Source organism: Janthinobacterium sp. EB271-G4-3-2 (assembly GCF_020858035.1).
In the GTDB taxonomy this organism is placed as follows: Bacteria; Pseudomonadota; Gammaproteobacteria; order Burkholderiales; family Burkholderiaceae_D; genus Janthinobacterium; species Janthinobacterium aestuarii.
Map to the genome: position 1 here is coordinate 116,063 of NZ_JACYMG010000002.1, position 14,423 is coordinate 130,485.

Here is a 14,423-nt window from a genome sequence, read left to right on the forward strand (position 1 = left end):
CGAGGGCTTACTTCGGCTGCATGCGGATGGCGCCGTCTAAACGGATGGTTTCGCCATTGAGCATGACGTTCTCCACGATGGCTTTCACCAGCTGCGCGTATTCGCCGGGCTTGCCCAGGCGCGATGGGAACGGCACCATCTTGCCCAGCGCATCCTGCACTTCGGCCGGCATGCCCAGCAGCATCGGCGTTTCGAAAATGCCGGGCGCCACCGTCATCACGCGGATGCCGTTGCGCGACAGGTCGCGCGCCATCGGCAAGGTCAGTCCCACCACGGCCGCCTTCGACGACGCGTAAGCCGCCTGGCCGATCTGGCCGTCATAGGCCGCCACGGACGCCGTGTTGATGATGATGCCGCGCTCGCCTTCAACGGTGGCATCCTGCTTGGCCATGGCGTCGGCCGCCAGGCGGCACATATTGAAGGTGCCCACCAGGTTGATGTTGACGACTTTCTGGAACAGGGCCAGCGGATGCGGGCCATCCTTGCCCACGGTTTTCACCGCCGGCGCCACGCCGGCGCAGTTGACGAGGCCGCGCAAGGTGCCCAGCTTGGTGGCCGCCGCCACCACGGCCATGCCGTCTTCTTCCGACGTCACGTCGCACTGCACGAACACGCCATTCAGTTCAGCGGCCAGCGCCTGGCCCGCCTCCGTCTGCACGTCGGCCAGCACGACCTTGCCGCCGGCCGCCGTCAGCATGCGCGCCGTGGCCGCGCCCAGGCCCGATGCGCCGCCCGTGATGATGAATACATTGTCTTGAATCTGCATGAAATCTCCTGAGTGATAAGGGCCGTGTTTCTGGCGCCTGATGGTTGCGTGTCACATGATGCCATAGTTACGTTTACGTAAACGTAATGTCAGCGACAATTGTAGCCATTTTTGCCAGGCAGATCAAAATTGGGGGCCGCCAGCTCAGGCCGGGCGCGACAGGACGAAGGCGCCGGCCGTAATCAGCACGACGCCGGCGATCTTGGACAGGCTCAGGGTTTCCTGCAGTGCGATACCGCCGAGCAACGCCACCAGCAGCATGGTAATGGCCGTCATCACGGGGTAGGCCAGGCTCATCTGCAATTTCTCCAGCGCCACCGCATAGCAGACAAATCCCAGCGCATAGGCGCCGCCGGCGCCGCCCAGCCACAGCAGGCGTACCAGGCTCAGGCCGCTACTATGCTGGCTGGACATTTTGATCAGAAACGTGGCGGCCGCGCTGGCAATAGCAGCCAGCGCGCACCACAGATAGCCTGCGTGCACTGAATTCATGGTCGGTCTCGGTTCGGGTAAGGGAGCGCCAGTCTACAGGCTGGCGCCGACGGCCAGCAGCATGCTGGCGGCAATGATGCATAAACTGATGGCATCCTTGCTCACATACAAGACCGGATCTTCATTGACTTCGCCGCGGAACGACAAGGTCCACAGCCGTCCCAGCCAGAATACCAGCAGCGGCACGATGCCCAGCAGGAAATACGGCCGCGTGTACAGCACCAGCACGTTTTCGGAATTGAAGTACAGCATGAACACCAGCAGCGAAATAAAGCCGCTGTTGACGCCCATGATGCCGATCGGCGCCTTGTCCGCCGTCGTATAGTTGCGCCCGCTTGTCTTTTCCTTGCCCTGGCGCTCAAGATTGAACAGCTCGCTGTAACGCTTGAGCAAGGCGAGGCTGAGGAAAATAAAGAAGGAAAACGCCAGCAGCCAGAAAGACGGTTCAATATGCGTGGCCGCGCTGCCGCCCAGAATACGCAGGGTGTACAGGATGGCCAAAGTGACGATGTCGACCATCAGCATGCGCTTGAGCTGGATTGAATAGGCCAGGGTCGTGATGAAATACACCACGACCACCAGCAACAGCAGGGGGTCGAACGCGGCGCAAATGGAAAGCGCCGCGATGGCCAGCAGCGGACTGGTCAGCATGGCCACGTGCAGCGGCAGCTTGCCCGAGGCGATCGGCCGGTGGCACTTGACGGGGTGGCGCCGGTCGTCAGCCGCATCCAGCGCATCGTTGAGCAGGTAGGCGCTCGACGCGCACAGGGAAAAAGCGGCAAAGGCCACCAGCGCCTGCAGGAAGGCATCTACATTCAGCGCATGGCCAGCCAGCATGGGCACGAACACCAGCAGGTTTTTCAGCCATTGGCGCGGCCGCATCGCCTTGAGCAGGGGCCCCCACCAGCCCGTGCGTGGGGTGCCGGCCGAACGCGTGCTCAAGCCGTCGGCCAGGCGGAATGGCTTGCGCGTGACGGAAAACGCGCCATTGCTCGCATTCCAGACCGCAATATCGACGCTGGCATTGCCGATATAGTCAAACCCCTTGTTGCCGAACGCATCTTTCAGCTGCGCCGCCTTGTTGTGCGACGTCAGGTTGACGCCGCCCTCGGTCGCCAACACCTTGCCGAACAAACCCAGGTGGGCGGCGACCAAGTCGGCGAAACAGCGCTGCGAACCGGTCGCCAGCACGATCAAACGGCCCTGCGCCCGCTGCAGCACCAGTTCGGCCAGCAAGACCTTGTCGTAGGGCAAGGCTGCAGGGTCGAGCTCGACCATGGAAGCGATTTTTTCCTTGAAGCCGGCCTTGCCCCGCAAGAGCCAGAACGGCAGGCGCCACAGCTGCAGAAAGCGCAGCTTGATGAAGATCAGGATCGACTCCCATAGCAGATCCGAGTGGATCAGGGTTCCGTCGAGGTCAACTACCAGCGGCACGGCCGCCGGCTCGCGCATCATGTATTCAGCCATGTTTATCTTTCGGACGACATTTTCAGAAAACGGTGGGAAATCCAGACGCTGTCCTCGTTGACCGGCAAGGGCGCGCCCAGCGCACCCAGGCGGGCGCTCAAGGAGCACAGCATCAGTGCCATGGCGACAGGAATGAAGGCATCGAACTGGCGCGCCTCGTTGAACTGTCCCACCAGCGCCGTCATGGCGACCAGACATGGCAGGATCAAGGTGCTGCGGCGCAAAAAGGACGGTGCGTGGCGCCAGCCGGTCGCGGCCAGCGCATACCACAGCAGCAAAGGCGCCAGGCTGTAGACGAGGCCGCGCGTGTCGTGCAGCAGCAGGTGCAAGTTGAAGGCCAGCTTGTCGCCCTCCCATGCCTGATGGGCCGGCAACAGCGAAAACATCAGCATGCGGACCATCGCGTACAAAGCCAGCTGCAGCGCCAGGAAGGCGGCAAGCGAGCGCAAGCTCATGCGACCGAGAAACATCACGGCGCTGACGACAATCAGGAACAGCGTGATTTCATGGTTGAACGTGCCTGCCACCAGCATCGCCATGTACGGCACCAGCTCGCGGCGCATCAGGTGATACAGGCAGAAGGAATACACGAAGATGATGCCGATATCGTAGAAGGTGTAGTAATTGAGGGTCGGCGCCCACATGCACAGCACGATAAACTGCCCGATGAAGGCCAGGTCGCGGCGGATGAACAGGGTGGCAAAGCGGCGGACCGACCACAGCATCAGCACCACGGCCAGCACCTGCGACCAGAGGAAACTCTGGATGGCGTTCAGCTGCGGCATCGCGTATTGCAGCACCTGTGCCGGGAAAATGAACATCACGCGGTGCTGGAACGGCGGCGTGCCCTGGTAGGCCATGATCTTGTCGATCACGTACCAGCTGCGTTGCACGCCGAAATGCATGAGGATGTAGCCGAACACGGCCGCATACACGATAAACATCGCATGGTCGAGCCAGTCGCTGCCTGCGGCGACCGGGCGCCGCAAGCGGTATAGAACCAGCGCGGCCGTCAGGGTAAAACTGCCCCACAGGATCAGGCACAGGCTGAGGATGGCCTGCAGCTTGGCGATATAAAAGCCCAGCGGGTGCCTGTCAGCATGCGCCAGCATCTGGTTCAGGAACGACCAGGAGCGCCCCTGATAGGCCTCCGTCACCAACGTGCCCCCCGCCAGGAAACCCCAGGCAAACAAGGCAAGAGCACCACAGGAGAACAGCACGAGCTGCAGGCGAAGACGAGCAAGGTTCATGTAAGGTAGCGGGGAATTGACAATGGAATAAAAATTATAAAATATGCATTTTTATTGTCTCATGATATATATAAATAAACAATGAAATAAATGCAGCGAAATCTGATTCCGGCACGCGGCAAGGCGCGCCTCCACGCAAGCCTGGCTTGCGCATGACCTTGGCAGGTAAATGTGCGCTGGCGCTAGACGCGGATCAGAAACATTGCACAAATGCACCGTTGCGGTGACAAATGCGGCCATTGGCGTCCAGGGTGGCATTGCCAGCGCCGTTGTAGCGTGCGCCCGACGTATCGCGGCAGCCACCGAGGTCGCATGCACCGATCGCTTGTGGCAGGGCAGGCATCGGGACAGCCGGGCTCGGTGGCAGTGGTGGCAGGGCCACGGCGGGCGGTGCGCCGCCCTGTGCCGGCATGCGGCCGATCACCTGCGCCACGGAACGGCGCGGCTGCACGGGCGGCGCGGGACGGCATGGTTCCACGGCCAGCTTGCCGCTGTCGCGCGGGTCGAGCTGGCACACGGGCAAAGACTCAGGCAAGGACTCGGCCGGCGCCACCGGCTCCTGCGCCCAGACATGGCCGCCAGCGAACAGCAAGGCGCAGGTCAGCGCAGGTATGGTTTTGATCATCGTCTTCATGTCACCTCCCAGCATCGGTCTCATAACTTTCATTATTTGCACACGCCGTGTCAGATGCCAGCGAGCGTAACAATTTCTCACTCTTATAGCTGCCATACACAAGCTGCAACGGCGTTTTATTTCCTTTCATCACTTTCCTTCTTGCCAGGATAGCATTACAATAAGAACGATTCTTATTCTCATTAGCAGAATGAGAGCGCAGTTTATTGCATTTTCAATCATTCATACCCGAGCCACCCGGAAGGCAGCCAGGAAAAAACAACATCCGGAAAACTCACCATGACCAAGCGCAGTCCCGCCTTCGCAACCTTCGCACTCCCAGCCGCCACTCCCGCCCGTTCCCGCCATTGCGCCACCCTGATCCTGCCCTGCCTGCTGTCGCTGGCCGTCAGCAGCGCCTGGGCCGAAGGCAATGCGGCCGCCGATCCCACCATGAACACGGTGGTCGTCACCGCGTCGGGCACGGCCATCGACATCAAGGATGCGCCGGCCAGCATCAGCGTCATCACGCGCGAGGAAATCGAGCGCCAGCCCGTGTATGACTTGAATACCCTGCTGCGCCGCATCCCCGGCGTGACGGGCGGCACCAGCCCGGTGGGCGAAGAGTCGAAGATCAAGCTGCGCGGCCTGCCCGACAAATACACCTTGATCCTCGTCGACGGCAAGCGCGTGGGCAGCTCGGCCGACACGGCTTACCGTCCGGATCTGGGCCGCCAGGACTTGAACTGGATCTCGCCCGACATGATCGAGCGCATCGAAGTGGTGCGCGGACCCATGTCCTCGCTGTACGGCTCGGACGCCATGGGCGGCGTCATCAACATCATCACGCGCAAGGTGCCGGGCAAGTGGAACGGTTCGGCCACGGCCAACTACACGCAGCCGCAGGACAGCGGCCGCGGCACGGCGCACCAGCTGGGCGTGAACCTGGCCGGCCCCTTGTCGGACACGGTCGGCATGCGCCTGGGCGTGGGCCAGACGCGCCAGAATCCCGATGAAAAAGCCATCGGCAAATCGGGCGGCATCGGCGGCGAACGCAACCAGACTGTCTCGGGCCAGCTGAGCTGGGCGCTGGACAAGAAACAGAACCTGACGCTGGACGCCAGCTACGGCAAGCAGCAATCAACGGATTCGACCACGCTCGACGCGGACGGCTACCCGCTGTTCGGCGCCTGGGGCGCGAGCAAACTGATACGCAAGAGCGTCAGCCTCGGCTATGAAGGCCGCTGGGACTTCGGCAAGGCCATGGTCAACCTGTACCACAACGATTTCGACAACGAAGTCGTCGGCACGGTGGCGAAATCCAAGGACAGCACCCTCGACGCCAGCCTGGAAAAGCGCGTCGGCTGGGGCGGCATCGAGCAGATGCTGGTGATGGGCGGCCAGTGGAAGCACCAGGAACTGACGAACACGGACACCATCGGCACCGTGCCCACCGACTACCTGGGCAACCCCGTCAGCGGCGCCACCCTGTCCGGCACCACGTCGGCCCTGTTTGCGGAAGACCAGCTGTTCCTGCGCGACAACTTGACGGCCACGGCGGGCCTGCGCCTCGACCACCACAGCAAGTTCGGCAACCATTACAGCCCGCGCCTGTACCTGGTGTACCACCCCGCCCCCGCCTGGACCATCAAGGGCGGCGTGTCGCAAGGCTTCCGCGCCCCGAGCCTGAAGGAAAACTCGCCGGCGGCGGCCACGCAGTCGGGCGGACGCGGTTGCGGCAGCCTGAAACCCCTGGGCTATATCACGGGCGGCTGCTACATGGCCGGCAATGCGGACTTGAAGCCGGAAACGAGCACGGCCGGCGAGATCGGCGTGGCGTGGGAACAGAATGGCTGGGACGTGGGCGTGACGTACTTCCACACGGATTTCAAGAACAAGATCGACTATGCGCCGCTGGGCTTTTACCAGCAGCGCTGGTGGACCAAGATGACGAATATCCAGAAGGCGCGCACCAGCGGCCTGGAAGCGACGGCCACCATCCCGCTGACGAAAAACCTGAACTGGCGTAACAACGTCACCTACATGGCGGAAGCGAAAAACCTGACGACGGGCGCCAACCTGCTGTCCACGCCAAAACTGTCGTGGTACTCGGCGCTGGGCTGGCAAGTCAACGACCAGCTGTTCGGCGAAGTGTCGGCCCAGTACACGGGCAAGGAACTCGATGCGGGCAAGCTGGCCGACAAGGCCTACACCATCGTCGACACGGTCGTGTCATACAAGGTCACGCCCCAGTGGACGGTGCGCGGCGGCGTGCAAAACCTGTTCAAGAAGGGTCCGATGGCCGATGGCCTGGTCGACTATTATGTGCCGGGACGCCGCATGTTCGTCGGTTTGACGTCGCGCTTCTAATAGCGGGGCGGCGGCGTACCGGGCGGCGGCGTGGCGGCGTTGGCCGGCACGCTGCTCAGCATCTGCCCGGCCACGGGCACCTTGTGGCCGCTCGCGTACATGCATTGCTGGTAGGCATAGTCGTAACGGCGCTGCATGCCATACGAAGAACTGTCGGCCGCGCCCGTCCCCGCCAGCGCGCCAAAGACCAGCCCAGTACCGGCACCCACGCCGGCGCCATGGCCGCCATCGATGGCGGCGCCAGCCACCGCACCGAGCAAAGTGCCCAGCGCCGCACTGCGCACGCCGCTGTCGGCCGCGGCCTGCTGCGCCGAACTGCCGCCCAGCTGCGCCTGCGCATACCCGCGGCAATGGGCGTCATCGCCCTGAAATTGCGCGAAACTCTTGCCCGTGCCGGGCAACACCATGGCCGACGGCCCTTGCGGCATCACCGTGCATGCCGCCAGCACAAGGGGCGCCAGCACGCCTCCACACACTGCGCCTGTTTTCCCGTTCATGTCGCACCTCGCCTTCAGCGCACGCTGCCCGGCGCCACAGCGCGCCACGGCAGCGTGCAACTTGTCACGTAGGGATAATAGCCTTGCGGATGACGGCAGTAGTACCACATCGGCGCCGTCGGCACCCCGCCCTGCTCGACATACACGGGCGGCGCGGCGGGCAGCGGCTGCACCACGACCGTGCGTCCGTATGGATGGCGGTACCAAGGGTCGCCGTACCAGCCCGGCCCGTAGCCCCAGCTCGAGCCCAGCCACACACCGACATGCGAGCGGCCATGGAAATGCCTGTGCCCGTGATGGCCGTGATGACCGTGATGGCCATGGAAGCCGTGTCCACCGTGCCGGCCATGCCTGCCCGGATCGGCCCAGGCGCTGCCGGCCAGCGCCAGCCCCACCGCCACGGCCAGCCCCCGCATCAGCCAGCGCCGTTTGTCTGCCTTGTCCATGATGACTCCTGCCTTCTGCTGCCTGAAGTGACTCCTTCATTATTGGCCGGCGGCCGGCGCAGGCAAGGCGCTGTAACATTTGCTCACTTTTGATACGCGCGAGATATGGAGATCAGGAAATTTTGACATGCCCGACGTAAAAACAGCCCCTGGGAACGGGGCTGTTTGACGTCGGGTTTATTGCGCCGGCAAACTTTGCACGGGTGTGGCCGGCGCCAGGATGGGCGGCACGGGCGCGTGGATGGGCGCCGGCGCCTTGACCGCCAGCCAGCCCGTGGCCGGCAGCAGCGGCACCAGCAGCAGGGCCACGATATTGATGATCTTGATCAGGGGGTTCACCGCCGGACCGGCCGTGTCCTTGTACGGGTCGCCCACCGTGTCGCCTGTGACGGCCGCTTTGTGCGCGTCGGAACCCTTGCCGCCGAAATGGCCATCCTCGATGTATTTCTTCGCATTGTCCCAGGCGCCGCCGCCCGTGGTCATCGAGATGGCCACGAACAGGCCCGTGACGATGGTCCCCATCAAGAGGCCGCCCAGCGCCGCCGGCCCCAGCAGCATGCCCACGACGATGGGCACGACCACGGGCAGCAACGAGGGCACGATCATTTCGCGGATGGCCGACGCCGTCAGCATGTCGACGGCCTTGTCGTATTCGGGCCGCGCCGTGCCTTCCATGATGCCCTTGATGTCGCGGAACTGCCGACGCACCTCCACCACCACGGCGCCGGCCGCGCGGCCCACGGCTTCCATCGCCATGGCGCCGAACAGATACGGTATCAGGCCGCCGATGAAGAGGCCGACGATGACCATGGGATTCGACAGATCAAACGTGATGTGCTGGCCCACGGATTCGAGCGCATGCGTGTAGTCGGCGAACAGCACCAGCGCGGCCAGGCCGGCCGAGCCGATGGCATAGCCCTTGGTGACGGCCTTGGTCGTGTTGCCGACGGCATCCAGGGGGTCGGTGATGGCGCGCACGGAGTCGGGCAAGCCCGACATTTCCGCGATGCCGCCCGCGTTATCGGTGATGGGACCATACGCGTCGAGCGCGACAATAATGCCGGCCATCGACAGCATCGAGGTGGCAGCAATGGCGATGCCGTACAGGCCGGCCAATTGATACGAGACGAGAATGGCGACGCAGACGGCCAGCACCGGGTATGCCGTGGACTTCATCGATACGCCCAGGCCGGCGATGATGTTGGTGCCGTGGCCCGTCGTCGACGCTTCGGCGATGTGGCGCACGGGCTTGAAGTCCGTACCCGTGTAGTACTCGGTGATGTACACCATCAGGCCCGTGAGGACGATGCCGACGACGGTGGCGCCCAGCATCTTGTAGCGCATGGCGTCGTCGGGCCACAGCAGCCACGTGACGACGGCAAAGCCGACCAGGGAAAGGCCTGCCGCCCACCACAGGCCCGTGTACAGGGCAGACATGATCTTCGCACCCGGCTTGGTCTTGACCATCGAGCAGCCGACGATGGAAGCGAGGATGGAGACGGCGCCCAGCAGCAGCGGGTAGATGATGGCCGTGCTGCTCGCCTCGGCCATCAGCAGTGCGCCCAGCAGCATGGTGGCGATCAGGGTCACGACATAGGTCTCGAACAGGTCGGCCGCCATGCCGGCGCAGTCGCCCACGTTGTCGCCCACATTGTCGGCGATGACGGCAGGGTTGCGCGGATCGTCCTCGGGTATGCCCGCTTCCACCTTGCCCACCAGGTCCGCGCCCACGTCGGCGCCTTTGGTGAAGATGCCGCCGCCCAGCCGCGCGAAGATGGAAATGAGCGAGGCGCCGAAAGCCAGGCCGATCAAAGGCTTGATCAGGTCATGCTGGGTCAGGCCGGGTGCGCCCGTCGTCACCAGCAGCCAGTAGAACAGGGTCACGCCCAGAAGGCCCAGTCCCACGACCAGCATGCCCGTGATCGCCCCGCCCTTGAAAGCCACGTTCAGCGCCTGGTTGATGCCATGCGTGGCCGCCTGCGCCGTGCGCACATTGGCCCGCACCGAGACATTCATGCCGATGAAGCCGCAGGCGCCCGACAGCACGGCGCCGATCAGGAAGCCCAGCGCCGTGTGCAGGCCAAGCAGCAGATAGATGGCGATCAGGAGCACCACGCCGACGATGGCGATGGTGCGGTACTGGCGCGCCAGATAGGCGGCCGCGCCCTGCTGGATGGCCAGCGCGATTTCCTGCATGCGCGCGTTGCCTGGATCCTGCCTCAGAATCCAGCTGCGCGACACCAAACCGTAAATGACTGCGACCACGCCGCAGGCTACCGCAAACCACAAACTGGCTGCCATATCGTCCCCTTCTGTTTTTATCCGACGTCATTGCCAACAGCTGCAGACCGCACCGGGTAGGCACGCGCAGCCAGGAAAACACGACCTGCAAAAAAACTGAACCACGAAAACGATACGGCGCCCGCCTGAAGCGCGGGCACAAAAAAAGCGGACACTGAGGTCCGCTTTTCAAACACTGCTTATTCCGCCAGGGCGGCAAATGCGCTGTCGCGGATTTGCTCGACCGGACCGACGCCGGCGATGCGGCGGTATTTCGGCGCGCCTGGCAGGCCGGACTTGGCCCAGTCATTGTAGTAGCCGAGCAAGACCTTGGTCTGGTTGTGGTACACGTCCAGGCGCTTCTTGACGGTTTCCGCCTTGTCGTCGTCGCGCTGGATCAGCGGCTCGCCCGTGATGTCGTCGACGCCGTCGACTTTTGGCGGGTTGAATTTGACGTGGTACACGCGGCCCGAACCCGGGTGGCTGCGGCGGCCATCCATGCGCTCGATGATCGAAGCGTCAGGCACGTCGATTTCCAGCACATAGTCGACATTGATGCCGGCATCTTTCATGGCGTCCGCTTGCGCGATGGTGCGCGGGAAGCCGTCGAACAGATAGCCATTGGCGCAATCGGCTTCCTGCAGGCGGTTCTTGACCAGGCCGATCATGATGTCGTCCGACACGAGGCCGCCCGCATCCATGACTTTTTTCGCCGCCAGGCCCAGTTCCGTGCCTTCCTTGATAGCCGCGCGCAGCATGTCGCCCGTGGAGATTTGTGGAATATTGTATTTTTCTTTGATGAAGTTAGCTTGGGTGCCCTTGCCGGCACCGGGTGCTCCTAAAAGTATCAGACGCATTGAAAAGTTCCTAAAAAACAGATTTTGGATGGTGGTATGTGTAATTATTTTTAGATGGTGTTGCCAAGGCTATCTTTCCGTACGAAACTTACCACAGAAAATCCCCGGAACGCCAGTTTGCTATCGAATTGCTATGCCCTGATTGATCAAAGCCAGCAATTCGCGAGGCAGACGTTTCAAAATGTGGTTTTTACTGCAGGCGCACAAAACTTTATTTGCACGCCTGCCGTTTTACGGGTAGCGCTTACAGGGCACCGTAGTGTGCTTGCACCCGGGCAAGATCTTCCGGCGTGTCGACACCGGCGGCCGGGGCCGAGTCCGTGACATGCACGGCGATGGCAACACCGTGCCACAGCACGCGCAACTGCTCGAGCGCCTCGATCGCTTCCAGCGGCGACGCGGACAATTGCGGATATTCTTGCAGGAACGCATTGCTGTAAGCATACAGGCCGATATGGCGCAGCGGCACATAGCCGGCCGGCAGGCTGTCTTTCGACCGCGCGAAGCCGTCGCGGTGCCACGGAATCGTCGCGCGCGAGAAATACAAGGCGCGGCCATTCTTGTCCAGCACGACCTTGACCACGTTCGGGTTGAACGCATCGGCCACATCGTGCAGCGGATGGGCGCACGTGGCCATGGGGACGGCGGCGCTGATCTGCGCCGCGCAGGCGGCCAGCAAGGCCGGATCGATCAGCGGTTCGTCGCCCTGCAGGTTGACGACGACGGCATCCAGCGGCAGCTCGAGCGTGCGCGCCACTTCGGCGATGCGGTCCGTGCCCGACGGATGGTCGCTGCGCGTCATGCACACTTCCACGCCATGCGCGGCGCAGGCGGCGCGGATGGATTCGTGGTCGGTGGCGACGATGACGCGCGCGGCGCCCGACAGGGCTGCCTGCTCGGCCACGCGCACCACCATGGGTTTGCCGCCCAGGTCGGCCAGCGGCTTGCCCGGCAGGCGCGTCGAGGCCAGGCGGGCCGGGATGATGACGATGAACGCCATCGTTATTCCACTGCGTCTTGCAGGGTGCGCGCTTCGTCCGCCCACATGATGGGGATGCCATCGCGGATCGGATAGGCGAGGCGGTCGGCGCGGCAAATCAATTCCTGCGCCTTCTTATCGTGTTCAAGCGGACCCTTGCAAACAGGGCAGACCAGGATATCAAGCAGTCGAGCGTCCACGACATTTCTCCACAATTTGTTGGGCCAGCGCGCTATCGATGCGCGCACTGACGGGGACGACCCACAGTCTCGGGTCGTCTTTGAGATATTCAATTTGCGCACATTTTACTGCATCCTTCTCGGTGATCAAGATCACATCCGTGTCGAGTGCCGCAAATGGCTGGTCGAGGAAGTCGTGATGGTCGGGCAAGGGCAGTTCCGTGAAGTCCAATCCGGCGCCGCGCAGCATGGCAAAGAAGCGCTGCGGGTTGCCGATGCCGGCCGCCGCCACGATGCGCTGGCCGCTGGCCGCCAGGGTTGCAAGCGCCACGCTTTCGCTTCGGTTCACCATGCGTTCAGCCACGCCGCCGGCCAGCAGCATCTGTACCACCAGCCCGCCCTGCGGCGCGACCCTGGCCACCAGATCCGGCGCCAGCTCGGGCGCATTGATCACCGTCACGTCGCGCCGGCGGCGTGGCGATTCGCGCAGCGGGCCGGCCGGCAGCAGCCAGCCATTGCCCGCCCCGCGGCCGTCGAACAGCACGATTTCCACGTCGCGCCGCAAGGCGTAATGCTGCAAGCCGTCGTCCGTCACCAGCACGTCGACGTCCGGGTGCGCGGCCAGCAGCGCCCTGCCCGCTTGCGCGCGGTCGCGCCCCACCATCACGGGGCAGCCGCCGCGCTGGAAGATCAGCAGCGGCTCGTCGCCGACCTGCTGCGGCGTGGAAGCAGCGGTGACGGCGCGCGGCAAACGGTCGGCGCTGCCATGGCCGCGCGAAATGACGCCCGGACGCATGCCCGCGTCGCGCAAGGCTTGCACCAGCCAGATCGTCAGCGGCGTCTTGCCCGTGCCACCGATGAAAATGTTACCGACGACGACGACGGGCACGGGCAGGCGCCCCGATTGCAGGATGTTTGCGCGGTACAAAACGCGCCGCACGGCGCTCAGGGCGCCGAACAGCAGGGAGACGGGCCACAGCGCGCACGCCAGCGGGCCGCGCGTCAGCCAGGCGCGGGTGAGAGTGGTTTCAAGCTTGGCGGGGGAGGATGTGGGCATGGAGGAAGACGTAAAAATGGTGTAGGTCGGATTAGCCGCGCCGCCAGGCGCAGCTAATCCGACATGCTCGGCTGCGGCTTGTGTCGGCTTGCGCCGTTCCGGCTAAGCCGACCTACTTGCTGCTGCCCGCCTGCGCCGCGAACGTCAGCTTTTCATACCCGGCCAGGCGCGCCGCTTCCATCACGTGGATGACCATCTGGTGCATGGCGAACTGGTCGGCGTTGACCACGACCACGGGCGTCTGCGCGGGCGCCTTGCCGCCGTTGGCTGCTTTCGCCGCGTTCTGCAGGGCGTCGGCCAGGCCGGCCACATCGCGGAACGAGATGGGCTCGCGGTTGACGGTGTAATTGCCCTTGGCATCGATGGTGACATCGATCTGCTGCGGCTTCTCTTTCGCCTGCTCGGCGTCGGCCGTCGGCAAGGTGATCTGCAGCTCCGTAAACTTGCTGTAGGTGGTGCTGACCATCAGGAAGATCAGGATCACCAGCAGCACGTCGATGAACGGGATCAGGTTGATTTCGGGGTCTTCACGCCCCTTGCCTTTGCGGAAGTTCATTTGCGGCCACTGTGGACGATGTCGACGAACTTGACCGCTTGCTGCTCCATGTCAATGACGAAGCTGTCGACGAGGGCGCGGAAGTGGCGGTAAAAGACGAGGGTCGGCATGGCGATGGCCAGACCGAAGCCCGTGTTGTACAGGGCCACCGAAATGCCGTGGGCCAGCTGGGCGGGATTCGAGCCGCTGGCGTTTTGCGAGCCGAAGATTTCGATCATGCCCACCACCGTGCCGAACAGGCCCATCAGCGGCGCCAGGGTGGCGATCGTGCCCAGCGTCGTCAGGAAACGTTCCAGCGTGTGGGCCACACCGCTGCCCGCCTCTTCGATCGATTCCTTCATCACCTCGCGCGGCGCGTCGACATTGCGCAGGGCGGCGGCCAGCACCACGCCCAGCGGCGAATTGTCTTCCAGCTTGGCCACCGTGTCCGGCGTGATCTTGCCGCTGCGATACACCTGCACCACTTCATCGAACAGCTTGCGGGGCAGGATCTTGGCGCGGCGCAAATATAGCAGGCGCTCGATGATCAGGGCCAGGGCGACGATGGAAGCGATCAACAACAGCCAGATGGGCCAGCCAGCGGCTTGAAATATAGCGAGCAAAAGAAACTCCTG

At 63.4% G+C, this 14,423-nt stretch carries 15 protein-coding genes; 1 reads left to right on the plus strand and 14 read right to left on the minus strand.

The genetic code is table 11. The features are described from left to right. Positions 1 to 7: 7 nt before the first annotated feature. The 5 genes from IGS55_RS05485 to IGS55_RS05505 all read right to left on the minus strand — a co-directional run bounded on the left by IGS55_RS05485 (position 8) and on the right by IGS55_RS05505 (position 4,609). Positions 8 to 766 carry a 3-hydroxyacyl-CoA dehydrogenase gene (locus IGS55_RS05485; protein ID WP_230515406.1) on the minus strand — a complete coding sequence of 253 codons (759 nt, stop codon included), beginning with the start codon at positions 764 to 766 and terminating at the stop codon, positions 8 to 10. Between the two features lie 144 nt (positions 767 to 910). Then, positions 911 to 1,258 carry an SMR family transporter gene (locus IGS55_RS05490; protein ID WP_128140202.1) on the minus strand — a complete coding sequence of 116 codons (348 nt, stop codon included), beginning with the start codon at positions 1,256 to 1,258 and terminating at the stop codon, positions 911 to 913. A 33-nt stretch (positions 1,259 to 1,291) separates the two neighbouring features. After that, positions 1,292 to 2,725 (minus strand): UbiA family prenyltransferase, encoded by a 1,434-nt coding sequence (locus tag IGS55_RS05495; RefSeq protein WP_230515407.1) that lies wholly within the window; start codon positions 2,723 to 2,725, stop codon positions 1,292 to 1,294. A 2-nt stretch (positions 2,726 to 2,727) separates the two neighbouring features. Further along, entirely contained in the window at positions 2,728 to 3,882 is a 1,155-nt protein-coding gene (locus tag IGS55_RS05500; RefSeq protein WP_230515408.1) for a hypothetical protein, read from the minus strand. Between the two features lie 286 nt (positions 3,883 to 4,168). Then, positions 4,169 to 4,609, minus strand: a complete 441-nt coding sequence (locus tag IGS55_RS05505) for a hypothetical protein (RefSeq protein WP_230515409.1) — start codon at positions 4,607 to 4,609, stop codon at positions 4,169 to 4,171. A 279-nt stretch (positions 4,610 to 4,888) separates the two neighbouring features. Between IGS55_RS05505 and IGS55_RS05510 the strand changes: the two genes are divergently transcribed. Continuing rightward, a complete protein-coding gene (locus IGS55_RS05510; RefSeq protein ID WP_230515410.1) occupies positions 4,889 to 6,958 on the plus strand; it encodes a TonB-dependent receptor domain-containing protein in 2,070 nt (689 codons plus the stop codon). Here IGS55_RS05510 and IGS55_RS05515 read toward each other — a convergent pair. From IGS55_RS05515 to IGS55_RS05555, 9 genes are all read right to left on the minus strand, one after another. Continuing rightward, entirely contained in the window at positions 6,955 to 7,455 is a 501-nt protein-coding gene (locus IGS55_RS05515; protein WP_139090423.1) for a YMGG-like glycine zipper-containing protein, read from the minus strand. The genes IGS55_RS05510 and IGS55_RS05515 overlap by 4 nt on opposite strands. A gap of 14 nt (positions 7,456 to 7,469) precedes the next feature. Next, on the minus strand, positions 7,470 to 7,901 hold the full coding sequence (locus tag IGS55_RS05520; protein WP_230515411.1) for a hypothetical protein: 432 nt from the start codon (positions 7,899 to 7,901) through the stop codon (positions 7,470 to 7,472). Positions 7,902 to 8,078: 177 nt separating this feature from the next. Continuing rightward, entirely contained in the window at positions 8,079 to 10,202 is a 2,124-nt protein-coding gene (locus IGS55_RS05525; RefSeq protein WP_230515412.1) for a sodium-translocating pyrophosphatase, read from the minus strand. A 179-nt stretch (positions 10,203 to 10,381) separates the two neighbouring features. Continuing rightward, positions 10,382 to 11,038: an adenylate kinase gene (gene adk / locus IGS55_RS05530; RefSeq protein ID WP_071078917.1), complete on the minus strand. Its 657-nt coding sequence runs from the start codon at positions 11,036 to 11,038 to the stop codon at positions 10,382 to 10,384. Between the two features lie 244 nt (positions 11,039 to 11,282). Continuing rightward, the gene (kdsB, locus tag IGS55_RS05535) at positions 11,283 to 12,038 is read right to left on the minus strand and encodes a 3-deoxy-manno-octulosonate cytidylyltransferase (RefSeq protein ID WP_230515413.1); all 756 of its coding nucleotides are present in this window, start codon (positions 12,036 to 12,038) and stop codon (positions 11,283 to 11,285) included. Positions 12,039 to 12,040: 2 nt separating this feature from the next. Next, on the minus strand, positions 12,041 to 12,217 hold the full coding sequence (locus tag IGS55_RS05540) for a Trm112 family protein (RefSeq protein ID WP_010395789.1): 177 nt from the start codon (positions 12,215 to 12,217) through the stop codon (positions 12,041 to 12,043). Further along, positions 12,198 to 13,253 (minus strand): tetraacyldisaccharide 4'-kinase, encoded by a 1,056-nt coding sequence (gene lpxK / locus IGS55_RS05545; protein ID WP_230515414.1) that lies wholly within the window; start codon positions 13,251 to 13,253, stop codon positions 12,198 to 12,200. The genes IGS55_RS05540 and lpxK overlap by 20 nt, the downstream gene beginning before the upstream one ends. Before the next feature lie 112 nt (positions 13,254 to 13,365). Further along, entirely contained in the window at positions 13,366 to 13,809 is a 444-nt protein-coding gene (locus tag IGS55_RS05550; RefSeq protein WP_070224613.1) for an ExbD/TolR family protein, read from the minus strand. After that, positions 13,806 to 14,411, minus strand: coding sequence for a MotA/TolQ/ExbB proton channel family protein (locus IGS55_RS05555; RefSeq protein WP_070224614.1), 606 nt, complete (start codon positions 14,409 to 14,411; stop codon positions 13,806 to 13,808). The genes IGS55_RS05550 and IGS55_RS05555 overlap by 4 nt, the downstream gene beginning before the upstream one ends. Positions 14,412 to 14,423 lie beyond the last annotated feature (12 nt).